The organism is Streptomyces sp. SP18BB07, assembly GCF_036322545.1.
In the GTDB taxonomy this organism is placed as follows: Bacteria; Actinomycetota; Actinomycetes; order Streptomycetales; family Streptomycetaceae; genus Streptomyces; species Streptomyces deccanensis.
Genome location: NZ_JAQYWT010000337.1, coordinates 54,081 through 78,398, shown reverse-complemented (window position 1 = coordinate 78,398; position 24,318 = coordinate 54,081). Strand labels below are relative to the sequence as shown.

The window sequence follows — 24,318 nt, the reverse complement described above, 5'->3', positions numbered from 1 at the left end:
CGCGGCGCAGTCGGCGACGTCGCGCTCAGCCCGACGTGCTGCGCGGCTGTGGGACCCATGGACCCCGGTCGAGGCGGATTACCTCATCTTCGATCACGCAAAAATCTATCTCAGCCACAGTAGACATTGGAGGGTGGTGTGGTTATGGTTTCTCTCGTAGCCGAGATCGAGCGAGCCCGGCAGAGATGAACTGCCGGGCAGTAGTACACGCAGTTGTAGTTCGCAGGACGGTGTGATGGTGGAGTTCCGAAGCCAGAGCGGTTGCAGGACGGTGACGGGACTGACCATCGGACCGGGTGGCCCGCAGTGATCAGGGGCCGCCATGAGCAGTACCGCAGTAGCAGTGCCAGTAGGTGAAGGTTCGCAGTACCCAGCAGTGAAGTGAGTGGCAGTACCTCGGTGAAGGCGCCGACTGCGGGCGCGCGCTCCGGGAGGTTCGGCAGTGGGGTTCCAAGCCAGAGCAGACGCAGGACGGGCGACGGGGCTGGCTGTCGAAGAGTGGCGCTGTTCGAGGCCACCAGTGGTTTGCAGTTCCGTTAGTGAGTAGTTGATCAAGAGGGAAGAACGGAGGAGCCGAGCGCCATCAGGATCGCCCGGGTGGAAGTCTTTGACCCGGGTACCGCAGGACATCGATAGTGAGGTGGTCTCCGGTCAAGCAACCGCGATCCCCGCGCCCCCGTCAACATCTCGGACGGGTGTGTGGAAACAGAGGGCCGGTGCAGTATCAGGGCTGGCCGATGGTGTAACAGTTCCTTCGGGGCCCTGGTGCCAGTACGGCGCCAGGGCCCCTCCACGCGTTCCACAGAGAGGTGCAATGACAGCAGACGACACGTTCGGCCGTCTCGATGACGACGACTACCCCGCCTACACCATGGGCCGGGCCGCCGAGATGCTCGGCACCACACAGGGCTTCCTCCGTGCCATCGGCGAAGCCCGCCTCATCACCCCACTGCGCTCCGCAGGCGGCCACCGCCGCTACTCCCGTTACCAGCTGCGCATCGCCGCCCGCGCCCGGGAACTCGTCGATCACGGCACCCCCATCGAGGCCGCGTGCCGCATCATCATCCTCGAAGACCAGCTCGAGGAAGCCCAGCGCATCAACGCCGAATACCGCCGTGCCACCGAATCAGCGAAACCGACCGCAGCAGCATGAGATGAGCGTGCCCGTCGGCGTCGGCGGGCACCGCACGCAATGTCGCGGCATGCGGCGTGATCGTTTTCTCTGGTGACGTGGCGTGTGGGCGTGTAGCGTTCTGTGTCAGCTGTCGTGGTTCGGAATTCCCCCTGCCCGCGCCTTTGGTGTGGGCGTTTTGCTGTGCTGTGCCGCAGGGACCAGGGCGATCACCTCCGCCTTCCGCATGGAGCGGGAGGCGTTCATCGACTGGAAGGCATGACCATGGCTACGGGAACTGTGAAGTGGTTCAACGCGGAGAAGGGTTTCGGCTTCATCGCCCAGGACGGCGGCGGCCCGGACGTCTTCGCGCACTACTCCGCGATCAACTCCTCGGGCTTCCGTGAACTCCAGGAGGGCCAGGCCGTGACGTTCGACGTCACCCAGGGCCAGAAGGGCCCGCAGGCCGAGAACATCACCGTGGCCTGACCTCGCAGCCCTGACCCAGGGATCGCGCACACGGCGTCCGGTGAGCGTCGCCCGTGCGGGCTTTGCCGCCCCGCGGGCGAGGCGCTTGCTCTAGTGCCGGGCGTGCACAGGATCAGGGGCCGCGCAGCCATTGCTGCGCGGCCCCTGATCTGTTGAGGCGGAGGCGGGTGCGACCTCAGCCCGAACTTCCTGACCTCAGTTGCTTCGAGCGTCGTCCGGTTCGGTGCCGCATGACCTGCGCCTCTGTTCGCGCAGTGTGGAGCAGCAGACGGTCAGGCGCCCATCCAGGCGTCGAGTAAGGCTTGCCGTCCAACCGGATCGTCCCCTCTGGGTCAGGCAAATGGTCGGACTCGGCGAGGGCTTGACCGATCACCTCCCCGGCCGCTACGCGCTGGGGCGGAGTCAGTTGACGGGTAGCAGGTACGCGGTGCCCGAGGACCTCCACAGGTCCGACCAGAGGCGTTCGCCTGCCTCGGTGGGGGACAGGCAGCGCGGTCGGCAGCCCGAGGAGATGGCCGGTGGCCGCATAGCCGTCGGAGTGGGCAGCTGCGACGACCGCGATGCCGGCGACGCCCTCCACATCGAGGGGGCCGCCTCGAGACGCGAAGCCAGACCCAGTCGATGTTCCCACTGGTGTGCCAGGGCGGCGGATACGTGGGGGCGGACCTCAGGAGGCATCGGCGATCCTTGCGCGTAGGCGAGCGGAGATGCCCGTTCACAAGCTCTGATCTTCTCCATGGCCGGCCGATCCACTCGGCCTGGGCAGGCCCAATCGGCAGCAGGTCAACGGGGCTGTGGTTCGCACGCTGGCGAGCCGGCCCGGGCGGCATTACCGCATTGCTGCCAGTGAGCTGACCCGCGACGGAGCAGCCTCGAGTTCGAGGTGGAAGCGTCCGGGAACGGCGGGGCCAGGACACCGACCTCCCGCGGCACACGGTCGGTGTCCTGGCAGCGGTCTACGTCGGCACGACCACGGACCAGCCCGTGACTCATCATGTGGACTGTCTTGCCACGCCCGCCTCGTGGGGTGGCTGCTGACTCCTGTGCCCGGCCTCGCTGCCGGCGGAACCGCGACCGGGACCAGGGCGTGCTGCCGGGCTGTGGCTCAGGCGTCGATGATGACGGGGATGATGAGGGGCTTGCGGCGGTGGGTGCGGAACGCCCAGTTCGCCACGGCGCGGGCGACGAGTTGTTCGAGCTGGTGCGCGTCCCCGACGCCTTCTTCGGCCGCGGTGGCCAGGGTCTTTTCGATGACGGGGATGACCGGCTCGAAGGTGGTGTCGTCGTGGACGAAGCCGCGGGCGAGGAAGTCGGGGGCTTCGGCGAGGGCGCCGGTGTCCGCGTCGACGATCGCCACCACCGTGACCACACCTTCCTCCGCGAGGGTGAGGCGGTCCTTGAGAGACGCTTCGGTGGCGCCGCCGACTTCCATGCCGTCCACGTAGACGTTGCCGGCGGGGACCTTGCCGGTGATGGACGCGTGCCCGTCGACGAGGTCGACGACGACGCCGTCCTCGGCGATGACGACCCGGTCGGGGTCGACGCCGGTACGGATGGCAAGGTCGGCGTTGGCCCGCAGGTGGCGCCATTCGCCGTGTACAGGCATGACGTTGCGGGGTTTGACGATGTTGTAGCAGTAGACGAGTTCGCCGGCGCTGGCGTGCCCGGAGACGTGCACCTTGGCGTTGCCCTTGTGGACCACGTGGGCGCCCCACCGGGTCAGTCCGTTGATCACCCGGTAGATGGCGTTCTCGTTGCCGGGGATGAGGGAACTGGCGAGCAGGACGGTGTCGCCCTTGCCGATGCGGATCTGGTGGTCGCGGGTGGCCATCCGTGACAGCGCGGCCATCGGTTCGCCCTGGGAGCCGGTGCACACCAGAGTGATCTTGTGGTCCGGAAGCTTCTCCAGCTCCTTCGTGCTCACGACCAGACCGGACGGGACCTTCAGATAGCCCAGGTCACGGGCGATGCCCATGTTGCGGACCATGGACCGACCGACGAAGGCGACCTTGCGGCCGTGCTGGTGGGCGGCGTCCAGGACCTGCTGGATGCGGTGCACGTGGCTGGCGAAGCTGGAGACGATGACGCGGCGCGGCGCGGTGCGCATCACCTGTTCGATCGCCGGGTTCAGCTCACGCTCGGAGGTGGTGAATCCGGGCACCTCGGCGTTGGTGGAGTCGGTGAGGAAAAGGTCCACGCCCTCCTCGCCGAGGCGGGCGAAGGCGCGCAGGTCGGTGATGCGGTCGTCGAGGGGGAACTGGTCCATCTTGAAGTCGCCGGTGTGCAGCACCATGCCGGCGCCGGTGCGGATGGCGACGGCGAGGCTGTCGGGGATGGAGTGGTTGACCGCCACGAACTCGAGGTCGAAGGGCCCGAAGCCGCGCCGGTCGCCCTCCCGTACCCGCACCGTGCGTGGCCGGATGCCGTGCTCCTTGAGCTTGGCCTCCAGGAACGCCAGCGTCAGCTTGGAGCCGACGACGGGAATGTCGGACCGCTCGCGCAGCAGGTACGGCACGCCGCCGATGTGATCCTCGTGGCCGTGGGTGAGTACGACGGCCACGATGTCGTCCAGCCGGTCCCGGATCGAGGTGAAGTCCGGCAGGATCACGTCCACACCGGGCTGGGTCTCCTCGGGGAACAGCACGCCGCAGTCGACGATGAGCAGCTTGCCGGCGTATTCGAACACGGTCATGTTGCGGCCGATCTCACCCAGGCCGCCCAGGGCGACGACCCGCAAGCCTCCTGCGGGAAGGGGCGGAGCGGCTTTCAGTTCAGGGTGCGGATGACTCATACCCCGACGTTACCCGGAGAGCGGAACTAGGTGATCCATCGCCCGCGTGATCTCTTCGCCCGACGGAGCGGGACACGCGCAGCGGATGCCCCGGGACGACCTGTGACAGCGGGTGAGACGGGAAGCCCCGCCGAGGAACGGCCTCACGGGACATCGGTGCGACATACTCTCCCGATGAGTTCACGCACTTCCCCGATCAGCCGGCCGATCACGATACGGAGGGCCGTCGCGCGGGATGCCAAACGGCTCACGCGTCTCGTGCGCGGCTCAGGCGCCTACGAGGGTAAGTACGCGGCCGCAGTCGCGGGCTACCGGGTCGGTCCTGATTACATCGAGGCCCACCGCGCCTTCGTGGCCGTCGGCGCCGACGAGCATGGAGGCCGAGTCCTCGGGTTCTACTCGCTCGTCCTCGCTCCACCGGAACTCGATCTGTTGTTCGTCGCCGACGAAGCGCAAGGACGGGGTATTGGACGACTGCTCGTTGCGCACATGCAGTCCGAGGCCCGTGCCGCCGGGCTCGACCGTGTCAAGGTCGTGTCGCATCTTCCCGCCGAGGACTTCTACCACCGCGTCGGTGCGGTGCGGACCGGGACCGCGCTCGCGACCCCACCCGCCGTGCCGTGGGACCGTCCCGAATTCGAGTTCCGCATTCCCTCGGCATGACGCGGTGTGCCGGTTCGCAGGACACGACTTCTCACGCGTGGCGACACACCTTGTCCACCGTGTGGTGTTCACGTCGCCGGTCGGTGAGATTCCGGAGCGCTTCCAGGTGCGGCATGCCGATCCTCGGGGGCGGCCCTCTAGGCTTTGTGGAGCCTGGAGAGGCACGAGCCGTCGGGTTCCCCGAGCTGTGTGCGAGTTCGTGATACGTGAGAGGGTCTGACGGGTGAGCGAGACACCACCGAACACCCTGCAATACCGCTTCGACGGCCCGGAAGACGCCCCTGTTCTGATCCTGGGCCCCTCCCTGGGCACCACCTGGCACATGTGGGACCGTCAGATCCCCGAACTGACCAAGCAGTGGCGGGTCTTCCGCTTCGATCTGCCGGGCCACGGCGGCGCGCCGGCGTACCCCGGTGGCTCGGTCACCGAACTGGCCTCCCGCCTGCTGGCCACGCTCGACGCCGTCGGTGTGCAGCGCTTCGGCTACGCGGGCTGCGCGTTCGGCGGCGCCATCGGGGTCGAACTCGCGCTGCGCCACCCCGAACGGCTCGCCTCGCTCGCGCTGATCGCCGCCTCGCCCCGCTTCGGTACGGCCGACGAGTTCCGCCAGCGCGGGGTGATCGTGCGGACCAACGGCCTCGACCCCATCGCCCGGACGTCCCCGGACCGCTGGTTCACCGCGGGGTTCGCGGCGGCGCAGCCCGCGATCACCGAGTGGGCCGTGCAGATGGTCCGCACCACCGATCCCGGCTGCTACATCGCCGCCTGCGAGGCGCTCGCCTCGTTCGACGTGCGCACCGAACTCGGCCGGATCGGCGTCCCCACCCTCGTCCTCGTCGGCTCCGACGACCAGGTCACCGGCCCCGCCGAGGCCCGTACGCTCGTCGCGGGCATCCCGGACGCCCGGCTCGCGGTCGTCCCCGGCGCCTCCCACCTCGTCCCGGTCGAGCAGCCCGCCGCCGTCACCGACCTGCTCGTCCGCCACTTCTCCACCGCCTGGCAGCCCGCCTACGACTCCGCCACCGGGCAGGTCGCCATCCCGGCGGCCCCGGTCAAGCCGGCCCTCGCCGCCGTCCAGCCGCAGACCGGTCCGGTCGCCGAGATCGCCCCGGCCGCCGTCCAGCCGGAGGCCATGGGCAGACCGGACCCGTACGACGCCGGCCTCAAGGTCCGCCGCGAGGTACTCGGCGACGCGCACGTGGACCGGGCGCTGGCGTCGGCGGACGACTTCTCCGGCGACTTCCAGGAGTTCATCACCCGCTACGCCTGGGGCGAGATCTGGGACCGGCCCGGCCTCGACCGCCGTTCCCGCAGCTGTGTCACCCTGACCGCGCTCGTCGCCGGCGGGCACCTGGACGAGCTCGCCTTCCACACCCGCGCCGCCCTCCGCAACGGCCTCACGCCGAACGAGATCAAGGAAGTCCTCCTCCAGGCGGCCGTCTACTGCGGGGTGCCGGCCGCGAACAGCGCGTTCCGTGTGGCCCAGCAGGTCATCCGCGAGGAGACCACCCCGGAGGAGTGAGCGCGGTCGGGGTGCCGACCGCGCGCGGTGGGCCCGGCACCTCCCGCCCGGGCAGGATGGATCCATGACCATGAAGCTCACGAAGAAGTCGCACGCCTGCGTCCGGCTGGAGAAGGACGGGCGCACGCTCGTCATCGACCCGGGCGGGTTCAGCGAGGAGGACGCCGCGCTCGGCGCGGACGCCGTGCTGGTCACGCACGAGCACCCCGACCACTTCGACGAGGGACGGCTGCGGGCGGCCCTGGAGGGCGATCCGGCCGCCGAGATCTGGACCCTGCGCTCGGTCGCCGAGAAGATCTCCGCCGCCTTCCCGGGCCGGGTGCACACGGTCGGCCACGGTGACACGTTCACCGCCGCCGGCTTCGACGTGCAGGTCCACGGCGAACTCCACGCCGTGATCCACCCGGACATCCCGCGCATCACCAACGTCGGCTACCTCGTCGACGGCGGCCGCGTCTTCCACCCCGGCGACGCCCTCACCGTCCCCGACCACCCCGTCGAGACGCTGATGCTCCCCGTCATGGCCCCCTGGAGCAAGATCTCCGAGGTCATCGACTACGTCCGCGAGGTCGCGCCGCAGCGCGCGTACGACATCCACGACGCCCTCCTCACCGACCTCGCCCGCCCCATCTACGACCGCCAGATCGGCGCCCTGGGCGGTGCGGAGCACCTGCGGCTGGCGCCCGGTGCCTCGGCGGACGTCTGAGCGCGGGCACCTCACCGGGCGGGAAGGGCGTTGTCATACCCGCCCGGTAGGTTGTGGGGCATGCGCATCGCGACCTGGAACGTGAACTCGATCACCGCCCGCCTCCCGAGGCTCCTCGCCTGGCTGGAGAGCAGCGGCACCGACGTGCTCTGCCTCCAGGAGGCCAAGATCGCCGAGGACGGCTTCCCGCTCGACGCCCTGCGCGAGGCGGGCTACGAGGCCGCCGTGCACGCCACGGGGCGGTGGAACGGCGTGGCGGTGATCTCCCGCGTCGGCATCGAGGACGTCGTCAAGGGCCTGCCCGGCGATCCCGGCTACGACGGCTCCGTGGAGCCCCGCGCGATCTCCGCGACCTGCGGCCCGGTCCGCGTCTGGTCGGTGTACGTGCCGAACGGCCGCGAGGTCGACCACCCGCACTACGCGTACAAGCTCCAGTGGTTCGAGGCCCTCAAGGCCGCCGTCGCCGGTGACGCGGCCGGCAGCCGCCCCTTCGCCGTCATGGGCGACTACAACGTGGCGCCGACCGACGACGACGTGTACGACGTCGCCGCGTTCGAGGGCCTCACCCACGTCACCCCCGCCGAGCGCGCCGCCCTGGCCTCCCTCCGCGAGGCGGGCCTCTCCGACGTCGTCCCCCGGCCCCTGAAGTACGAGCACCCCTTCACGTACTGGGACTACCGCCAGCTCTGCTTCCCGAAGAACCGGGGCATGCGCATCGACCTCGTCTACGGCAACGAGCCGTTCGCCAAGGCGGTCACCGACGCGTACGTGGACCGGGAGGAGCGCAAGGGCAAGGGCGCCTCCGACCACGCGCCGGTCGTGGTGGACCTGGAGGTCTGAGCCCTGGGGCCGGCTCGGCGGCCTCGCACGGGACCGCCGAACCGCCCCCAGGCCGCGCGGGCCGTCACAGCAGGCCGAGGTCGACCGAGTCGGCGAGTGCCGCCAGCCCCGCCTCGTTCGGGTGCAGGTGGTCCCCGGTGTCGTACGCGGGGAGCAGCCTGGCCGGACGCGCCGGGTCACGCAGCACCTCGTCGAAGTCGAGGACCCCGTCGAACACCTCGCCCGCCTCACCGCCCCGGATCCACTCGTTCACCGCGACCCGCTGGGCGTCGACGGCGGCCGTGCAGCGTGCCTCGCCCTCACAGGGCGCCACGGTCGCCACGAGCACGCGCAGGCCCCGTTCGTGCCCCCGGGCCGCGATCTCCCGCAGCCCGGCGACGACCTCGCCCGCCGTGGCACCCCAGCGGACGTCGTTGACGCCCTGGAAGACGACGACGGTACGGGCGGAGGTCTGGGCGAGGACATCGCGGTCGAAGCGGTGCAGGGCGCTCACGCCGCCCGTGTCGGTGGAGACACCGTCACCGGGGTAGCGGTCGGCGACCACCCGGTTCGCCGAGATCCCCTGGTTGAGGACGCCGTAGTGCGGGACCTCGTCCTGGCTCAGCAGCCGCCGGGCCAGCGCGTCCGGCCACCGCCGGTTCGCGTCGACCGTCGTCGCCTCCCCGTCGGTGATCGAGTCCCCGAGGAGCACGACCGAGCCCGGCCCGCCGCCCACGTCCACCCCGGTCAGCAGCGGCCAGGTCGAGATCGTGGAGGTGTATGCCGCACCCGAGCCGTCCGCCGCGTGGTCGCCCGGCTCGCTGACGTACGACGTCTGCCGGGCCAGCCGGTGCACGGGGGCGGCCGTCACCGTGCCGGGCAGGTGGAAGCTCACCAGCAGGTCCGTGCCGGGCGGCACCTCGAAGCCCAGCGGATCACTGAACGCCTGCGCGCCGGCCGGGATGTCGGTGCCGGCCGCGCCCCGGAACGACAGGGGCACCGGCGCACTCCGGGCGCTCGCGCCCGTCGCCCGCAGCGCCACCGTCGCGCTGCCCACCCGTACCGGCGCCGAGGCGAAGGTGTTGTCGAGCCGGATGCGCACCCGGGGCCCGCCCACCGAGGTGTGGACCACGAGCCGCAGGGTCCGGTCCGTCCACGGGCCGACGGCCGGATAGCCGGACGTGGAGGCGGCCCAACCACCGGTCCACGCCGCCGAGTCGGGGCGCACCGCCAGGGCGAACACATGCAGGTCGGAGTTGCGCGGCAGGGTCACCGAGGCGACCTCGCGACCCCGGACGAGCGGCACGGTGACGACGTACAGCCGTGCCTTCTCGGTGAGTTGACCACCCGGGGTGTTCACATGGGGGAGGGCCACGGCCTTGGTGGCGAGCGGGCCGGTACGCCAGTCGGGGGCGTCCAGCCGGTACGGCGAGCGGGTACCGCCCCGGTAGCGGACCTCCCCGCCGCCGGTCGCTTCCGCGCCGCCCGTGCCGGCGACCAGGAAGGCGAGGGCGTCGCCCCGGCCCCGTACGCGCACGGACTGGCCGGCGGCGCGCACGTTGTCGGGCTCGCCCGCCGCGCGGCGCGGCCAGGTCAGGCGCGCGCCCTGAACGGTCAGCGTGCGCCCGGGCGTCCATCCGGCGGCCGTCAGGTCGGTGGCGGAGAGGGAGGCGCCGGAGCCGTCGAAGTCGGCCTCGGTGGGCCGTGCGTCGTCGCTGACGGCTCTGTTGTCGAAGAGGTGTTCCAGCGGCGCCGGTTCGGCCGCCGGGCGGGCGTCGGCCCGAGCGGTGGCGGCGGGTGCGGCCACCGCCAGAAGTGCCAGGACGACGGCCGTTCTCCAGACGCGTCGGCGCACGCGCGATCCCTTCTGCTCGCTGGACACCACGAGGGCGACGATGCCGACGTACGCGGCACGGCACCGGTACAACGACGAGACGACGGATGTGTCATGACGGACAGATGCGTCGTGACCGCATGCGCCGTGACGACAGGCGTGTCATGAAGCTAAAGAGGCGTCAGGGACCCGTCAACGAGGCAGGCGGGAACCACGGCCGAACTCCCGGCGAACAAGCGGTTTCCGCGCGCCTGTGGTGCGAAAGGTGAGGCGGATGACACGCTGAGCGCATGAACATCTCTTTCCTGGGCAACTGGCGCAAGAGGCGTGACCCCGCGTTCGGGGTCGCGGTGTTCACCGGGGGCGACGGTGACGACGAAGGTCACGAGGGACTCGCCGAACTCCTCTCCGAATGCGAACTGCTGCGCGCCCAGGCCGCCCAGGCCGGCGTCGAACTCGACGACTCCGCCACCTCGTTGGAGGCGATCGATCAGCTCGTCCCGCGCTGGCGCGACGACGAGGAGACCGCGGCCTGGCTCGGGAACGACGCGGGGCTCTACCTGGGCACGGTCCTCGTACGGACCGTCCCGGGCGCCCGCTGGGAGATCTGGCCCAACGGCCAGCCCGTGGTGCGGCTGGACTCCGGCCGTGAGATCGACGTGGTCGAGGCCGGCCAGGCGTGGGCCGCCAGTGGCGCACCGGAACTCTCCCAGCTCTATGCCGAGGTTGCCGAGCAGTGACGACCCGGCGCGCACGCCTCGGCGCGGTCGCTTCCCGACAATACGGCTAATCAGCGCGAGTGCGTGTCGCGTCCTGAGGTCCCCTCCGTCCGGATAGTTTGCGGCACCGGCGACACCACACGGTCGAGGGCGAGTAGGGCGGGCTGGGCATGGCGGTCGATCCGCTGATCGAGATGCACGACGTGAACAAGTACTTCGGCGAGTTGCATGTCCTCCAGGACATCGATCTCACCGTCGGCAAGGGGGAGGTGGTCGTCGTCATCGGTCCGTCGGGGTCGGGGAAATCGACGCTGTGCCGGGCGATCAACCGGCTGGAGCCCATCCGCTCCGGCACGATCCGGATCGACGGGCAGCCGCTGCCGAGCGAGGGCAAGGCCCTCGCGGCGCTCCGCGCGGACGTCGGCATGGTCTTCCAGTCCTTCAACCTCTTCGCGCACAAGACCGTCCTGCAGAACGTGTCGCTCGGTCAGATCAAGGTCCGCAAACGGAAGAAGGACGACGCCGACCGGCGCTCCCGTGAACTCCTGGACCGGGTCGGCCTCGCCGACCAGGCGCCGAAGTACCCGGCCCAGCTCTCCGGAGGCCAGCAGCAGCGGGTGGCCATCGCCCGCGCCCTCGCCATGGACCCCAAGGTCATCCTGTTCGACGAGCCCACCTCGGCCCTCGACCCGGAGATGATCAACGAAGTCCTCGAAGTGATGCAGCAGTTGGCGCGCGAGGGCATGACCATGGTCGTCGTCACCCATGAGATGGGATTCGCCCGCTCCGCCGCCAACCGTGTCGTCTTCATGGCGGACGGCCGCATCGTCGAGGACCGCGCTCCGGACGCGTTCTTCACGAATCCGGAGAGCGACCGTGCCAAGGACTTTCTCTCCAAGATCCTCAAGCACTGACCACCGCCGCTGGACCCGGCGCGGGCCTCGACTACGATGAGCGGTTCATCCACTTGGGGTGAGCGAGGCCGTGGACGCCACCCCCGGCCGAAATCGGACGCTGCTGCCAGGCGCGCAGTGGCCAGGGGCCAGGCCCGCCCGGCAGCAGCCGGAGATCACTGCTCGCGCAGCGGGATCGACACGTACGACGGGTCGTTCGGCGGCGAGGAGAAGGTCAGCTGCGCGCCGGTCGGGTTGTGCTCGATGTAGAGCGGGTCGACCGTGTCGACGACCAGGGCGAGACGGTGGCCCGCCGGAACGTCGTAGGCCGTGGAGAGCAACTCCAGGTCCACGCCGAACGGCTTGCCGGGCGTCTGGCCGTGGAAGGTGTACGGCGCGTGGCTGACCAGCTTGCCGAGGCCGAGCGGGCCCACGTCGTACAGGTAGGCGACGAGGGTGCCGCTCTCCTTGGTGGCCGTCACCGTGGTGTGCAGCTTCGTGGTCCCGCGCACGGCCTGCGCCGTCGGGTACTTCTCCGACTGCCACACGGCCGCCCAGCGGCGCGGCAGCAGCGGTATCGAGGCCACGGGCGGGAGTTGGGCCACCTGGTCCAGGATGCTGGAGAGGAAGACGACCCCGCCGTTGGCGCCCGAGTCGACGTTCGCGCGGATCGTGGTGCCGCTCGCCAGGGCGATCTTCTTCCGGGTGGCGGTGACCGACTTCCAGTCCGGATAGCCCTCGAAGGCGCCGCCCGTACGGGACTTGAGCTGGACAGGCTGCTCACGGTCGATGCCGTTGGTGGTGCCCTTCAGATAGCGGTCGAACCAGCGCCGGGTGTCCGTCCACACGTCGTTGGGCAGCCCGAACAGGCCGGTGACCTCCGTCGTGGCGTGGTCCCCGGGGCGCAGCTGGAGCCGCTTCGGGCCGGTGAGCTTCTCGTAGAAGTCGGCGTACTGGTTGGGCGGGAAGATCGAGTCGCCCCAGGCGTTGGCGAGCATGACGGCCGTGCCGTGGGTGTTGAGCTGGTCGAGGTAGGTCTCGGGGGAACGTTTCTCCCCCCAGGCGATCATGTCTCCCTCCTTGGCCAGGTTCGAGGCGTAGAAGTCCTCGAAGATCTGCTGGAGTTCGGGGCCCTGACGGCCGGTGACCCGTCCCGCGCCGTCCAGCAGGGCGGCCGCCTGGAGGTGCTGGGTGCGTCCGCCGTAGATCGAGTCGATCAGGTCCGACCAGCCGCTCAGTGCGGCGACCGCCTTGACGCGCTTGTCGTGCGCGGCGGTGAGCAGACTGATGCCCGCCCCGTACGACAGCCCCGCCATGCCGATGTGCGCCGCGTCGGCCGGGGTGTTGGCGAGCGCCCAGTCGATGACCTTGGAGGCGTCGGCCGTGTCGGGTGGCCCCGCGACCTCTATGTATCCGCCGGACTCCCAGAAGCCGCGCACGTTGTAGCTGACCACGACATAACCGGCCTCGGCCAGTTTCCGCGCCTGGGCCAGGTACTCGACCTGGGGGAGGCCCCAGCTCGTGGGCAGGACCAGGAGCGGGTACGCGCGGGAGGCGTCGGCCGGGGCGACCACATTGGCCTTGAGGACGGTCCCGCCCTCGCCCTTGATGTCGACGAAGCGGGTGGTGGGGGCGGCGGTGGAACCGGACGCCGCCTGGGCGGCGGGGGCGAGACCGAGGGCCGTACCGGCGATCAGGGTGGCCGAGACGGCGCCCACGGCGCTCGTCCGCAGCGTCCTGGTCGTACGCGATGTGGTGCCGTGCGGGTGTCTCACGGGTCGCTCCTCACTCGTGTAAGTGCAAAGTGACCCGACGGTAACCGGACGTCCTTACCGGAAGTAACTCCTCGGTAAGTTACGTGACGGTAACGTTCGGCCGTGAACTGTTCGGTGGGGGACTGTTCAATCGTGGACTGTTCGGCCGGGGGCTACGAGGCGCGGTGCGAGATCTGGGCCGGCGCCGACGGTGCCGGGGCCTGGGCCGCGCGGGTGACGTCCGATACGAGTTCGACCACATCGGGGCCGTAGGCCTGCGAGTTGACGACCTTCAGCAGAAGGACGAACGAGCCCGTGCCGTACTTGCGGTGCAAGCGCTCGTGGTTTCGGGCGAGGTAGCGGGTGGCGGCCTGATTGGTGATGGCGCGCTGGCCGCAGAAGAGGAAGACCGGACGAGCCTGGTCCGGTTGGCCTGTGGTGAGCCGGGCCAGGATCACGTGCTCGGTGATGCCGGGGTCCAGTCGATAGCGCTCGCTGCCGATGTGCAGGGCGGCCCGGTCGGGACCGGGTTCCGGGTCGAGGTTGAAATGAATGCCCGGCAGCATGGCCGCGATATGGGCGGCCATGCGGCGGTTGGAGCCGGGCCCGCCCACGCAGAACTCGGTGCGCTCGCCGAATCCCTGCTGGGCGGCGTCCTGGGTGATGATCTGGGCGTACGCGCCACAGTCCTTGATCAGCGCGGAGAGCTCCAGCAGGGCGAACACGTCGAAGCGGTGCACCGCCAGATTCGCGGTCGACGGATCGCGGCTGACCACCAGCAAGGACTCGGAATTGTCGGGCAACCCGAAGAACGCCTGCTTCCGCCGGAGCTTCCGCTTCCACAGGTACGTCCGGAAGAACCAGCCCAGCGAGGCACTGAGCCCGGCCGCGATCACACCGAGGATGATATTGCGCACGTCGTCATTCATGGCCGCGCATGGTAGCGGGCACCGTCGAACAGTGCTCGAATCCATGTCCGGTTCGGAGCCCCGGAGCGCCTCCTGACGGGACCATGGCAACCGCGTTAGTCTGCGCGGACGGTCCTTGACTGGAGGTACGGATGCGTCTGCGTCGTCCTGTCGCGCGGAAACTGGCTGTCCTGGCGGCGACGTCCGCCGTGGTGTCGGTGGGGGCGGCCCCGCCGACCTCCGCCGCGACGGACACCCCCACGAAGAGCCCGGTCGCCGTCGGCTACGGCGGCGCCGTCTCCAGCGTCGACCCGGACGCCTCGGCCGCCGGCATCGAGGTGCTCCGCAAGGGCGGCAACGCGGTGGACGCCGCGGTCGCCACGGCCGCCGCGCTCGGCGTCACCGAGCCCTACTCGGCCGGCATCGGCGGAGGCGGCTACTTCGTCTACTACGACGCCAAGTCCCGTACGGTGCACACCGTCGACGGCCGCGAGACCGCCCCCCTGAGCGCCGGCGAGGACCTCTTCCTGGAGAACGGGCAGCCGATCCCGTTCGCGGAGGCCGTCACCAGCGGGCTGAGCGTCGGCACCCCCGGCACCCCCGCCACCTGGCAGACCGCGCTGAAGAGCTGGGGAAGCAAGCCCCTCGGCAGGCTGCTGAAGCCCGCCGAGAAGCTCGCCCGCGACGGGTTCGTGGTCGACGAGACCTTCCGCGCCCAGACCGCCTCCAACGAGGCCCGGTTCCGCAACTTCCCGGCCACGGTCGACCTCTACCTCCCCGGCGGCCGGCTGCCGGTGGTCGGCTCGACCCTGAAGAACCCCGATCTGGCGCGCACCTACGCCGAGTTGGGCCGCAAGGGAGTGGGCGCGCTCTACCGGGGCGGGATCGCCCGGGACATCGTCGACACGGTCAACAAGCCGCCGGTGGACCCGGCCTCGGGATACAACGCCCGGCCCGGCGACCTGACGGCGGCCGACCTCGCCCGGTACCGCACCAAGCGCCAGGCCCCGACCAAGGCGTCGTACCGTGGACTCGACGTCTACGGGATGGCGCCCTCCTCCTCCGGCGGCACCACGGTCGCCGAGGCGCTCAACATCCTGGAGCGGACCGACCTCACGAAGGCGAGCGACGTCCAGTACCTGCACCGCTACATCGAGGCGAGCCGCATCGCGTTCGCCGACCGGGGCCGCTGGGTCGGCGACCCCGCCTTCGAGGACGTACCGACGAAGGAACTGCTCTCGCAGCGGTTCGCCGACTCCCGTGAGTGCCTGATCAAGGACGACGCGGTCCTCACCAGCCCCGTCGCACCGGGCGACCCGCGTAACCCGGCGCCCTGCGCGACCGGCGGCACGGCGGCGCCGACGACGTACGAGGGCGACAGCACGACCCATCTCACGGTCGCCGACAAGTGGGGCAACGTCGTCTCCTACACCCTCACCATCGAGCAGACCGGCGGCAGCGGCATCACCGTGCCGGGCCGGGGCTTCCTGCTCAACAACGAGCTGACGGACTTCTCCTTCACCCCGGCGAACCCCGCCGTGCACGACCCCAACCTGCCGGGACCGGGCAAGCGGCCGCGCTCGTCGATGTCCCCGACGATCGTGCTCGACCAGCACGGCAAGCCCGTGGTGGCGCTCGGCTCACCCGGCGGCGCGACCATCATCACGACCGTGCTGCAGACCCTGACCGGTTTCCTCGACCGGGGCCTGCCGCTGGTCGACGCGATCGCCGCGCCGCGCGCCAGTCAGCGCAACCAGGCCACCACCGAACTCGAACCGGGCCTGTGGAACAGCCCGTTGAAGGCGCGGCTCGAAGCCATCGGACACGGCTTCCGGCAGAACCCGGAGATCGGCGCAGCCACCGCCGTCCAGCGTCTGCCGAACGGCAAGTGGCTGGCCGCCGCCGAGACCGTACGGCGCGGGGGCGGCGCGGCGATGGTCGTGCACCCCGTCAGGTAGCGCCCCCGGTAGCGCTTACGGAGGCGGGCGGCGGCATCGTACGGAACGCCAGCCGCCCGTCCTCCACCTCCGCCACCACCCGGCTGCCGGACGGCAGTCGCCCGTCGAGCAGCAGCCGGGACAGCGGGTTGTCGACCTCCCGCTGGATCGTGCGGCGCAGCGGCCGGGCGCCGTACTCGGGCTGGTGGCCGTGGCGGGCGAGATGGTCGACGGCCTGCTCGTCGAACTCGATCGTGACGCCCCGCGCGCGCAGCCGCAGCCGCGTCCCCTCCAGCAACAGATCGGTGATCCGCCGCAGTTGGTCGTCGCCGAGCCGGCGGAAGACGACGATCTCGTCGATGCGGTTGAGGAACTCGGGCCGGAAGTGCTCCCGCAGCGGCCGCAGGATCCGCTCCCGCCGGTCCTCCTCGTCCGCCTCGGCGCCGCCCGCCGAGAAACCCAGTCCGGCCCCGCCCCGGCCGATGGCGTCCGAGCCCAGGTTGCTCGTCATCACGATCACGGCGTTGGTGAAGTCGACCGTGCGGCCCTGCGCGTCGGTGAGCCGGCCGTCGTCGAGGACCTGGAGCAGCAGGTTGAAGACGTCCGGGTGGGCCTTCTCCACCTCGTCCAGCAACAGCAGCGAGTACGGGTGGCGTCGTACGGTCTCGGTCAGCTGACCCGCCTCCTCGTGCCCGACATAGCCGGGCGGGGCGCCCACCAGCCGGCTGACCGTGTGCCGTTCCTGGTACTCGCTCATGTCGAGCCGCACCATCCGGTCCTCGCTGCCGAAGAGGGCCTCCGCCAGCGCGCGGGCCAGCTCGGTCTTGCCGACGCCGGTCGGACCCAGGAACAGGAAACTGCCGATCGGCCGTTCCGGACTGGCGAGCCCGGCGCGGGAACGCAGCACGGCGTCCGCCACCACGCTCACCGCCTCGTCCTGTCCGACGACCCGCCGACGCAGTCGCTCCGCGAGCCCCAGCAGCCGTTCCCGTTCCTCCTGGGTGAGGCTGCTGACGGGGATGCCGGTCTGCCGGGAGACGACCTCGGCGATGTCCTCGGGACCGATCTCCAGGCTCTGCCCGTCGTCGGCCCGCGTCTCGTCGCGCCCCGCGTCGATCCGCTGCCGCAGCTCTCCGATCCGGTCCCGCAACCGCGTCGCCTGCTCGTACCGCTCACCCGTGACGGCCTGGTCCTTGTCCCGGGTCAGCTGCTCGATCTCCCGCTCCAGGGCCCGTACGTCCGTGCCCTTCGTCCGGGCCCGCAGCCGGACCCGGGCCCCGGCCTGGTCCATCAGGTCGATGGCCTTGTCGGGCAACCGGCGGTCGGTGAGATACCGGTCGGACAGCTCCACGGCGGCCACCAGTGCCTCGTCGGTGTAGCGGACCTGGTGGTGGGCCTCGTACCGGTCGCGCAGCCCGCGCAGGATCTCCAGGGCGTCACCGCTGTCCGGTTCGGGGACCAGCACCGGCTGGAACCGGCGGGCCAGCGCCGCGTCCCGCTCGATCCGCCGGTACTCCTCCAGCGTCGTCGCCCCGACGATGTTCAGCTCGCCGCGCGCCAGGGCCGGCTTGAGGATGTCGCCGGCGTCCATCGCGCTGCCCTCGCCCGAGCCGGCGCCCACGACGGTGTGCAACTCGTCGATGAAGACGACCAGTTCGGCGGAGTGCGCGCGGATCTCGTCGATGATGCCGGTGAGCCGCTCCTCGAAGTCGCCCCGATAACGGGTCCCGGCGACCACGCCGGACAGGTCCAGGGCGACCACCCGGCGCCCGGCCAGCACATCGGGCACCTCGCCGTCGGCGATGCGCTGGGCCAGCCCTTCCACGATCGCGGTCTTGCCGACGCCCGCCTCACCGATCAGCACCGGGTTGTTCTTGCCGCGCCGGGAGAGCACCTCGACGGTCTGCTCGATCTCCGCCTCCCGGCCGATGACCGGGTCGATACGGCCCTGGAGGGCGAGGTCCGTCAGGTCGCGGCCGTACTTGTCGAGGGTCGGGGTGGCGGTGCCGGTACGGCGCGGCAGGTCGGAGCGCGGGTACCCGGACAGGGGGATCCCCACGGGCGGGGTCGGCGCCGACGGGTCCGCCGCGTCCGGCGGCAGCGCGCCGGCCGACAGCTGCGCGGCGCCGAGGATATGTCCGGCGGCCGAGTCCGGGTTGGCGGCGAGGGCGCTGAGGACGTGTTCGGGGCCGATGTGGCCGGAGCCGGTGACCCGGGCCAACTCGTGCGCGTCCAGCAGCGCACGCTTGACCGCCGGGGTCAGCGCGAGCGACGCGGGCGCCGGGCCCTGGCCCGGCTTGTGCCGCTCCGGGCCCGACCGCTCGTCGATCGCGCCGGCCAGCGCGTCGGGGTCGGCGCCCGCGCGGGCCACCAGACTTCGGGTCGGCTCGGCGGTCAGCGCGGCGCGCAGCAGGTGCTGGGTGTCCAGGTCGCTGCTGCCGTGTCGCGCGGCGTACGCCGCGGCGTCGGCCACCAGTTGGCGGGCCTGGCCGCTCATGAGCCGGCCGATCTCGATCCGCTGCGGGCGTGGGCCGCCGAAGAAACGGGCGAAGAACTCAGTGAAGGGGTCCGGACCGTAGCCCTGCGGCCCCGGGAATCCGCTGTTCATTCGTCGCCGGGTTCCCGTGTGGCGGGGGGATACACCGAGGGGGCGGTGAGGTTTGTCGCCGGGGGGTGGGGGTGGGTGCGGGGTTCGTTGGCGGCTGCGGGTGGGTGGGGCTTCTCGTGCAGTTCCCCGCGCCCCTAAAAGCATCAGGCCCCTGCGGGCCTGAAAGACCACGGCCCTGCGGGCCTGAAAAGCACGGGGCGCAGCCCCTGCTTTTCAGGGGCGCGGGGAACTGCGCGAGCAACCCCCCACCCACCCGCACCCGGACAACCGGCCACAGCTCAGCCCCGCTCGAACGCCGCCCGAGAGGTCAGCACCCGCGGCCCCGCCTCCGTGATGGCCACCGTGTGCTCCGCGTGCGCCGCCCGGGAGCCGTCGTTCGTGCACAGGGTCCAGCCGTCCGGGGCCGCGTGGTACCCGTCCGTCCCCCCGCCGATCAGCATCGGCTCGATCGCCAGGACCATCCCGTGCCGCAGCTTCATGCCTCGCCCGGGGCGCCCCTCGTTCGGCACCCCCGGGTCCTCGTGCATCCTGCGCCCGATGCCGTGCCCGCCGAACCCGTCGGGGATGCCGTACCCGGCGGACCGGCACACCGTGCCGATCGCGTGCGCGATGTCGCCGATGCGGTTGCCGACGACGGCCGCCCCGATGCCCGCCGCGAGGGCGCGTTCGGCCGTCTCGACGAGCCGGAGGTCGGCCGTGCGCGGGGTGCCCACCACGAAGCTGATCGCCGAGTCCCCGGCCCAGCCGCCCAGTTGCGCGCCGAAGTCGAGGGAGACGAGGTCTCCGTCGCGCAGCCGGTACGACGTGGGGATGCCGTGCACGATCGCGTCGTTCACGGAGGCGCAGAGCACGGCGGGGAAGGGCGTGGGCGCGAACGAGGGGTGGTAGCCCAGGAAGGGTGAGGTGGCACCCGCCTTCCGCAGCACCTCGTGAGCCAGCTCGTCCAGTTCGAGCAGGGAGACGCCCACGTCGGCGGCGTCCCGCACGGCCGTGAGCGCCTGGCCCACGACCTGCCCGGTCTCGTACATCGCCTCGATCGACTCATCCGTCTTCAGTTCCACCATGCCAATTACTATACCGCTCGGCATCCAATTCTAATACCGGTCCACCGGGGAGGGTCGGTATTAGAATGGGGTCATGGTGCGCACCCCTCTGACCCCCGAAGAGCGCGAACGCGGCGAGCGGCTCGGCCGGTTGCTGCGTGATGCCCGTGGCGGTCGCAGCATGGCGGAGATCGCCGCCGGCGCGGGCATCTCCGCGGAGACCCTCCGGAAGATCGAGACCGGCCGTGCCCCCACCCCGGCCTTCTTCACGATCGCCGCCCTCGCCCGCACGCTGGGCCTGTCGATGGACGACCTCGTGACGCGGTGCGGCCCGGCTGCCGTCGCGCCGACGACTGTGGTGGCCTGAGACGGGCCCGCCCTCCGGCGACACTGCGTCCACTCTGAAAACTTCACGTAGCGCTGCTGTAACACAACTGGTGTTTTCTTTCGGACCGGAGCACTCCAGTCTGCCGGGGAGCATGCGATGGCTGTGGATCAACTCCCGGGTCAGGTGCGGGAGTTCGCGGGATACCTGAACAGGCTGATGAGCAAGCTCGACCAGGGCGGCGGCTGGTGCGCCGTCTTCTGGCAGCGTGATCCCGACGGCATGCGCGCCTGCCTCGACGGCCTGGAGGTGCCGCCCTGGGATGTCGTGGAAGCGCTCATGCACGACCTCCACACCGCGTACGGACCCGCCGCGGCGGCCCAGGAGACCGAGCGGGCCCGCGCGCTGCACCGTGCCTCGCTCGCCGCGTACGACTCCCGGCCCGGTGGCCGTGACGCCCTCGGCGACCGGCTCGACGTCATGCTCCGCGAACAGCGCTACGCCGCCGATCGCACCGCCGAACTGACCCACAGGCTCCAGGCCGCGACCAGCCGGGAGGAGGCCGACTCCCTCCGTCTCGACCTGGCCTGGGCCCACGACGACCACGAGCGCGCCACCGCCCGCTGCACGGAACTGCGCACCCGCATCGAGGACGCCGACCGCCGCGCCCCGCACCACCCCGTGCGGGGCGCGGGGGGCGTCGCGGGGGATGCCTTCGGGGAGGTGCGCCGGGTGCCAGGGTCCGGGGAGCGCGAGGGCGGTCCGGCGACCCGCCCCGCCGGACGCGCCTCGGACGGCCGTCACCCGGAGAGCGACGCCGCCTTTCCGGGCCCCGACGAACCCCGGCGAGCCCACGTAGCGCCCGCCTCGACCGCCACCCCCACCCTCGACACCGAACCCGAACCCGAACCCCAACCCCAACCCGAACGCCAAGACCCCCCGGAATCCGCCGCCCCCGCCGCCGCGCCCGTTCCGACCAAACAGCGTTCCAAGCGCCGTCCCCGAGGGGGTGCCCGGTTCGCCGGGGCGGCGGAGGCCGAGGAGGCCGCGCCCGTGGCCGTGCCCAAGGCCGCGCCGAGCGGGGGTCGCAAGGGGCGTGCTCCCCGGGGCGCCCGGTACGCCGGAGTCGCGGAGCCGGCCCAGGCGGTGGTGCCCAAGCAGCCGCAGGCGCGGGAGGCCCTGGACGACGAGGCGCGGCGGGAGGTCGCCGGAACCGTGGAGCGGCTGGTGCGGCTTCGCCGCGAGAGCCGCAGTGGGGAGGCGCACGCCCTCCTCGTGGAGGTCGCGCACGGGCCCGCCGCCCGTTTCCCGCTGCTCGCGGCCGAGTTGCACCGCGCGGGGCTGGGCGCCGACTGGGCGACCCTGCTGTGGGAGGCAGGCTCGTTGCCCGCCGACCGGCTGGTCGCGGTCGCCGACGCCCTCAACGCGGTCGGTCGCGCGGCGGACGGGGAGCAGATGCTGCGGCAGGGCGTCACGCGGCCCGCCGAGGAGATCGGCGACGCGGTGCTCGGGTTCGTCGCGGAGGGGCGTGAACGGGAGGCGCGTGCGCTGCTCGACGTGTACGTGCGCGTGCGTACGCCGGAGGAGGCGGCCAGCAGCGCGGAGGCCGACCCCCGACGACTCGCGCCCCTCGTCCTGGCGGCGGCGCGCGGTGTCTCGGAGGACCGGCACCGGGATGTCGCGCACGCCCTACGAGTCCAGGGCCTCACCTGACCCCACCCGGCCCCGCCCGCCACCCCCGCCCCACCCGTCGGTAGCCCGGCCCCGTCGGCGGTGGTACGACCGGTTCCAGGTGCGAAACGCGGGTGTAATCGCCCACTGGAGTGCGAAACGTGATCGACTCGGCCGGTTGACGACGATGGTCTTGCCCAGCCCGTCGACGGGGCTTACTTTCAAGCCTCTACGGCCTGCTTCTACGGGCGTAGAGGCTCGCTGAGGTCGCTGTCGAAGGAGCACCTGACATGGCCAACGTCGTACGCGCCGCCCTGGTCCAGGCGACCTGGACCGGCGACACCGCGTCCATGGTCGACAAGCACATCGAGCACGCCCGCGAGGCGGCCCGGCAGGGCGCGAAGGTGATCGGCTTCCAGGAAGTCTTCAACGCGCCCTACTTCTGCCAGGTCCAGGAACCCGAGCACTACGCCTGGGCGGAACCGGTCCCCGACGGCCCGACGGTGACCCGGATGCGGGAGCTGGCCCGCGAGACCGGCATGGTGATCGTCGTCCCGGTCTTCGAGGTCGAGCAGTCCGGGTTCTACTACAACACCGCGGCGGTCATCGACGCCGACGGCACCTACCTCGGCAAGTACCGCAAGCACCACATCCCCCAGGTCAAGGGGTTCTGGGAGAAGTACTACTTCAAGCCCGGGAACCTCGGCTGGCCGGTCTTCGAGACGGCCGTCGGCAAGGTCGGCGTCTACATCTGCTACGACCGCCACTTCCCGGAGGGCTGGCGCCAGCTCGGCCTGAACGGCGCCCAGCTCGTCTACAACCCGTCCGCCACGCACCGGGGTCTGTCCTCCCACCTGTGGCAGCTGGAGCAGCCGGCGGCAGCCGTGGCCAACGAGTACTTCGTCGCCGCGATCAACCGGGTGGGCGTCGAGGAGTACGGGGACAACGACTTCTACGGCACGTCCTACTTCGTCGACCCCCGCGGCCAGTTCGTCGGCGAGGTCGCGAGCGACCAGGACGAGGAACTCGTCGTACGGGACCTGGACTTCGACCTGGTCGAGGCGGTACGTCAGCAGTGGGCGTTCTACCGGGACCGCCGGCCCGACGCGTACGAAGGGCTCGTGCAGCCGTGATCGCCCGGGGAGGACTCGTACCGCCCTGACATGGGCACGTACAGCCGTGACACTCGCAGAACCCGTACCGCAGTGAAAGGAGTGGTGCAGCCGTGACCGACGAACTGCTCGGACGCCACAAGGCCGTACTGCCCGACTGGCTCGCGCTCTACTACGCGGACCCGCTGGAGATCACCCACGGCGAGGGCCGCCACGTCTGGGACGCCGCCGGCACGAAGTACCTCGACTTCTTCGGCGGCATCCTCACCACGATGACGGCGCACGCGCTCCCCGAGGTCACCAAGGCGGTGAGCGAGCAGGCCGGGCGGATCATCCACTCCTCGACGCTCTACCTCAACCGGCCGATGGTCGAACTCGCCGAGCGGATCGCGCAGATGTCCGGCATCCCGGACGCCCGCGTCTTCTTCACCACCTCCGGCACCGAGGCCAACGACACCGCGTTGATGCTGGCCACGACGTACCGGCGCAGCAACCAGATCCTGGCGATGCGCAACAGCTACCACGGCCGCTCCTTCAGCGCGGTCGGCATCACCGGCAACAAGGGCTGGTCCCCGACCTCCCTCTCCCCGCTGCAGACGCTGTACGTGCACGGCGGTGTCCGGACCCGGGGTCCGTACGCGGACCTCAGCGACGCCGACTTCATCACCGCCTGCGTCGCCGACCTGGAGGACCTGCTCGGCCACGGCCGTCCGCCGGCCGCGCTGATCGCCGAGCCGATCCAGGGGGTCGGCGGCTTCACCTCACCGCCCGACGGGCTGTACGCCGCGTTCCGTGAGGTGCTGCAGCGGCACGGCGTGCTGTGGATCGCCGACGAGGTGCAGACGGGCTGGGGCCGCACCGGCGACAACTTCTGGGGCTGGCAGGCACACGGGCAGAACGGGCCGCCGGACATCCTCACCTTCGCCAAGGGCATCGGCAACGGCATGTCCATCGGGGGCGTCGTCGCCCGGTCCGAGGTCATGAACTGCCTGGACAGCAACTCGATCTCGACCTTCGGCGGCACCCAGATCACCATGGCCGCCGGCCTCGCCAACCTGAACTACCTGGTCGAGCACGACCTCCAGGGCAACGCGCGCCGCGTCGGCGGGCTGCTCATCGAGCGGCTGCGGGCGATCACCGCGCAGATCCCGGCGGTGAAGGAGGTGCGGGGGCGGGGCCTCATGATCGGCATCGAGCTGGTGAAGCCCGGCACCGACGAGGCCAACCCCGAGGCCGCGTCGGCGGTCCTCGAGGCCGCCCGCCGGGAGGGCCTGCTGATCGGCAAGGGCGGCGGCCACAACACCAGCGCGCTGCGCATCGCGCCCCCGCTGTCGCTGACCGTCGCCGAGGCCGAGGAGGGCGCCGAAGCCCTCGAACGGGCTCTGAGGAGCATCCAGTAACGCCGCACGCACC

At 71.1% G+C, this 24,318-nt stretch carries 20 protein-coding genes; 14 read left to right on the top strand and 6 right to left on the bottom strand.

Annotated features, from left to right (window positions below; all coding sequences use genetic code 11):
* The first annotated feature begins 814 nt into the window (after window positions 1–814).
* Complete coding sequence (locus tag PUR53_RS27475; protein WP_329895815.1) at window positions 815–1,153, top strand: MerR family transcriptional regulator; 339 nt, start codon at window positions 815–817, stop codon at window positions 1,151–1,153.
* 243 nt (window positions 1,154–1,396) lie between these two features.
* Entirely contained in the window at window positions 1,397–1,600 is a 204-nt protein-coding gene (locus PUR53_RS27470) for a cold-shock protein (RefSeq protein WP_329895814.1), read from the top strand.
* Between the two features lie 1,105 nt (window positions 1,601–2,705).
* Here PUR53_RS27470 and PUR53_RS27465 read toward each other — a convergent pair.
* Window positions 2,706–4,391 carry a ribonuclease J gene (locus PUR53_RS27465; protein WP_329909985.1) on the bottom strand — a complete coding sequence of 562 codons (1,686 nt, stop codon included), beginning with the start codon at window positions 4,389–4,391 and terminating at the stop codon, window positions 2,706–2,708.
* 174 nt (window positions 4,392–4,565) lie between these two features.
* Between PUR53_RS27465 and PUR53_RS27460 the strand changes: the two genes are divergently transcribed.
* From PUR53_RS27460 to PUR53_RS27445, 4 genes are all read left to right on the top strand, one after another.
* The gene (locus PUR53_RS27460; protein ID WP_329895812.1) at window positions 4,566–5,054 is read left to right on the top strand and encodes a GNAT family N-acetyltransferase; all 489 of its coding nucleotides are present in this window, start codon (window positions 4,566–4,568) and stop codon (window positions 5,052–5,054) included.
* 223 nt (window positions 5,055–5,277) lie between these two features.
* Window positions 5,278–6,576: a bifunctional 3-oxoadipate enol-lactonase/4-carboxymuconolactone decarboxylase PcaDC gene (gene pcaDC / locus PUR53_RS27455; protein ID WP_329895811.1), complete on the top strand. Its 1,299-nt coding sequence runs from the start codon at window positions 5,278–5,280 to the stop codon at window positions 6,574–6,576.
* A 70-nt stretch (window positions 6,577–6,646) separates the two neighbouring features.
* Window positions 6,647–7,282 carry an MBL fold metallo-hydrolase gene (locus PUR53_RS27450; RefSeq protein WP_329910024.1) on the top strand — a complete coding sequence of 212 codons (636 nt, stop codon included), beginning with the start codon at window positions 6,647–6,649 and terminating at the stop codon, window positions 7,280–7,282.
* Window positions 7,283–7,342: 60 nt separating this feature from the next.
* Entirely contained in the window at window positions 7,343–8,122 is a 780-nt protein-coding gene (locus PUR53_RS27445) for an exodeoxyribonuclease III (RefSeq protein WP_319101424.1), read from the top strand.
* A gap of 64 nt (window positions 8,123–8,186) precedes the next feature.
* Here the strand turns inward: PUR53_RS27445 and PUR53_RS27440 are convergent, their stop codons facing one another.
* Window positions 8,187–9,956 (bottom strand): SGNH/GDSL hydrolase family protein, encoded by a 1,770-nt coding sequence (locus PUR53_RS27440; protein WP_443078061.1) that lies wholly within the window; start codon window positions 9,954–9,956, stop codon window positions 8,187–8,189.
* Window positions 9,957–10,225: 269 nt separating this feature from the next.
* Between PUR53_RS27440 and PUR53_RS27435 the strand changes: the two genes are divergently transcribed.
* Both PUR53_RS27435 and PUR53_RS27430 read left to right on the top strand, forming a co-directional pair.
* Window positions 10,226–10,675 carry a DUF6278 family protein gene (locus PUR53_RS27435; RefSeq protein WP_329895810.1) on the top strand — a complete coding sequence of 150 codons (450 nt, stop codon included), beginning with the start codon at window positions 10,226–10,228 and terminating at the stop codon, window positions 10,673–10,675.
* A gap of 149 nt (window positions 10,676–10,824) precedes the next feature.
* Window positions 10,825–11,568, top strand: a complete 744-nt coding sequence (locus PUR53_RS27430; RefSeq protein ID WP_329895809.1) for an amino acid ABC transporter ATP-binding protein — start codon at window positions 10,825–10,827, stop codon at window positions 11,566–11,568.
* Window positions 11,569–11,723: 155 nt separating this feature from the next.
* Here the strand turns inward: PUR53_RS27430 and PUR53_RS27425 are convergent, their stop codons facing one another.
* Both PUR53_RS27425 and PUR53_RS48300 read right to left on the bottom strand, forming a co-directional pair.
* Complete coding sequence (locus PUR53_RS27425; RefSeq protein WP_329909983.1) at window positions 11,724–13,322, bottom strand: alpha/beta fold hydrolase; 1,599 nt, start codon at window positions 13,320–13,322, stop codon at window positions 11,724–11,726.
* 152 nt (window positions 13,323–13,474) lie between these two features.
* Window positions 13,475–13,867, bottom strand: coding sequence for a hypothetical protein (locus PUR53_RS48300; RefSeq protein ID WP_443080367.1), 393 nt, complete (start codon window positions 13,865–13,867; stop codon window positions 13,475–13,477).
* Between PUR53_RS48300 and PUR53_RS48295 the strand changes: the two genes are divergently transcribed.
* Together PUR53_RS48295 and ggt are read left to right on the top strand one after the other, a co-directional pair.
* On the top strand, window positions 13,854–14,306 hold the full coding sequence (locus tag PUR53_RS48295; protein ID WP_443078057.1) for a papain-like cysteine protease family protein: 453 nt from the start codon (window positions 13,854–13,856) through the stop codon (window positions 14,304–14,306). The two genes, PUR53_RS48300 and PUR53_RS48295, sit on opposite strands and share 14 nt — an antisense overlap.
* 55 nt (window positions 14,307–14,361) lie before the next feature.
* Window positions 14,362–16,167: a gamma-glutamyltransferase gene (gene ggt / locus PUR53_RS27415; RefSeq protein WP_329895806.1), complete on the top strand. Its 1,806-nt coding sequence runs from the start codon at window positions 14,362–14,364 to the stop codon at window positions 16,165–16,167.
* Here the strand turns inward: ggt and PUR53_RS27410 are convergent.
* Together PUR53_RS27410 and map are read right to left on the bottom strand one after the other, a co-directional pair.
* Window positions 16,160–18,754 (bottom strand): ATP-dependent Clp protease ATP-binding subunit, encoded by a 2,595-nt coding sequence (locus PUR53_RS27410; protein ID WP_329909981.1) that lies wholly within the window; start codon window positions 18,752–18,754, stop codon window positions 16,160–16,162. The two genes, ggt and PUR53_RS27410, sit on opposite strands and share 8 nt — an antisense overlap.
* A 278-nt stretch (window positions 18,755–19,032) precedes the next feature.
* Window positions 19,033–19,818 (bottom strand): type I methionyl aminopeptidase, encoded by a 786-nt coding sequence (map, locus tag PUR53_RS27405; protein WP_329895804.1) that lies wholly within the window; start codon window positions 19,816–19,818, stop codon window positions 19,033–19,035.
* A gap of 73 nt (window positions 19,819–19,891) precedes the next feature.
* Here map and PUR53_RS27400 point away from each other — a divergent pair, with 73 nt between their 5' ends.
* The 4 genes from PUR53_RS27400 to PUR53_RS27385 all read left to right on the top strand — a co-directional run bounded on the left by PUR53_RS27400 (window position 19,892) and on the right by PUR53_RS27385 (window position 24,305).
* Window positions 19,892–20,164, top strand: coding sequence for a helix-turn-helix domain-containing protein (locus PUR53_RS27400; protein ID WP_329909979.1), 273 nt, complete (start codon window positions 19,892–19,894; stop codon window positions 20,162–20,164).
* Between the two features lie 117 nt (window positions 20,165–20,281).
* A complete protein-coding gene (locus tag PUR53_RS27395) occupies window positions 20,282–21,835 on the top strand; it encodes a hypothetical protein (RefSeq protein WP_329909977.1) in 1,554 nt (517 codons plus the stop codon).
* Between the two features lie 248 nt (window positions 21,836–22,083).
* The gene (locus PUR53_RS27390; RefSeq protein WP_319238185.1) at window positions 22,084–22,926 is read left to right on the top strand and encodes a nitrilase-related carbon-nitrogen hydrolase; all 843 of its coding nucleotides are present in this window, start codon (window positions 22,084–22,086) and stop codon (window positions 22,924–22,926) included.
* Window positions 22,927–23,018: 92 nt separating this feature from the next.
* The gene (locus PUR53_RS27385; protein ID WP_239758425.1) at window positions 23,019–24,305 is read left to right on the top strand and encodes an aspartate aminotransferase family protein; all 1,287 of its coding nucleotides are present in this window, start codon (window positions 23,019–23,021) and stop codon (window positions 24,303–24,305) included.
* The last annotated feature ends 13 nt before the right edge of the window (window positions 24,306–24,318 follow it).

What these genes read in the sequence shown, in the direction of transcription:
- PUR53_RS27475 (WP_329895815.1), top strand. Translation starts at nt 815, where the DNA reads ATGACAGCAGACGACACGTTCGGCCGTCTCGATGACGACGACTACCCC.
- PUR53_RS27465 (WP_329909985.1), bottom strand. Translation starts at nt 4,391, where the DNA reads ATGAGTCATCCGCACCCTGAACTGAAAGCCGCTCCGCCCCTTCCCGCA.
- PUR53_RS48295 (WP_443078057.1), top strand. Translation starts at nt 13,854, where the DNA reads ATGCCCGGCAGCATGGCCGCGATATGGGCGGCCATGCGGCGGTTGGAG.
- map (WP_329895804.1), bottom strand. Translation starts at nt 19,818, where the DNA reads ATGGTGGAACTGAAGACGGATGAGTCGATCGAGGCGATGTACGAGACC.
- PUR53_RS27410 (WP_329909981.1), bottom strand. Translation starts at nt 18,754, where the DNA reads ATGAACAGCGGATTCCCGGGGCCGCAGGGCTACGGTCCGGACCCCTTC.
- PUR53_RS27435 (WP_329895810.1), top strand. Translation starts at nt 10,226, where the DNA reads ATGAACATCTCTTTCCTGGGCAACTGGCGCAAGAGGCGTGACCCCGCG.
- PUR53_RS27470 (WP_329895814.1), top strand. Translation starts at nt 1,397, where the DNA reads ATGGCTACGGGAACTGTGAAGTGGTTCAACGCGGAGAAGGGTTTCGGC.
- PUR53_RS27395 (WP_329909977.1), top strand. Translation starts at nt 20,282, where the DNA reads ATGGCTGTGGATCAACTCCCGGGTCAGGTGCGGGAGTTCGCGGGATAC.
- PUR53_RS27390 (WP_319238185.1), top strand. Translation starts at nt 22,084, where the DNA reads ATGGCCAACGTCGTACGCGCCGCCCTGGTCCAGGCGACCTGGACCGGC.
- PUR53_RS27450 (WP_329910024.1), top strand. Translation starts at nt 6,647, where the DNA reads ATGAAGCTCACGAAGAAGTCGCACGCCTGCGTCCGGCTGGAGAAGGAC.
- PUR53_RS48300 (WP_443080367.1), bottom strand. Translation starts at nt 13,867, where the DNA reads ATGCTGCCGGGCATTCATTTCAACCTCGACCCGGAACCCGGTCCCGAC.
- ggt (WP_329895806.1), top strand. Translation starts at nt 14,362, where the DNA reads ATGCGTCTGCGTCGTCCTGTCGCGCGGAAACTGGCTGTCCTGGCGGCG.
- PUR53_RS27430 (WP_329895809.1), top strand. Translation starts at nt 10,825, where the DNA reads ATGGCGGTCGATCCGCTGATCGAGATGCACGACGTGAACAAGTACTTC.
- PUR53_RS27400 (WP_329909979.1), top strand. Translation starts at nt 19,892, where the DNA reads ATGGTGCGCACCCCTCTGACCCCCGAAGAGCGCGAACGCGGCGAGCGG.
- PUR53_RS27445 (WP_319101424.1), top strand. Translation starts at nt 7,343, where the DNA reads ATGCGCATCGCGACCTGGAACGTGAACTCGATCACCGCCCGCCTCCCG.
- PUR53_RS27460 (WP_329895812.1), top strand. Translation starts at nt 4,566, where the DNA reads ATGAGTTCACGCACTTCCCCGATCAGCCGGCCGATCACGATACGGAGG.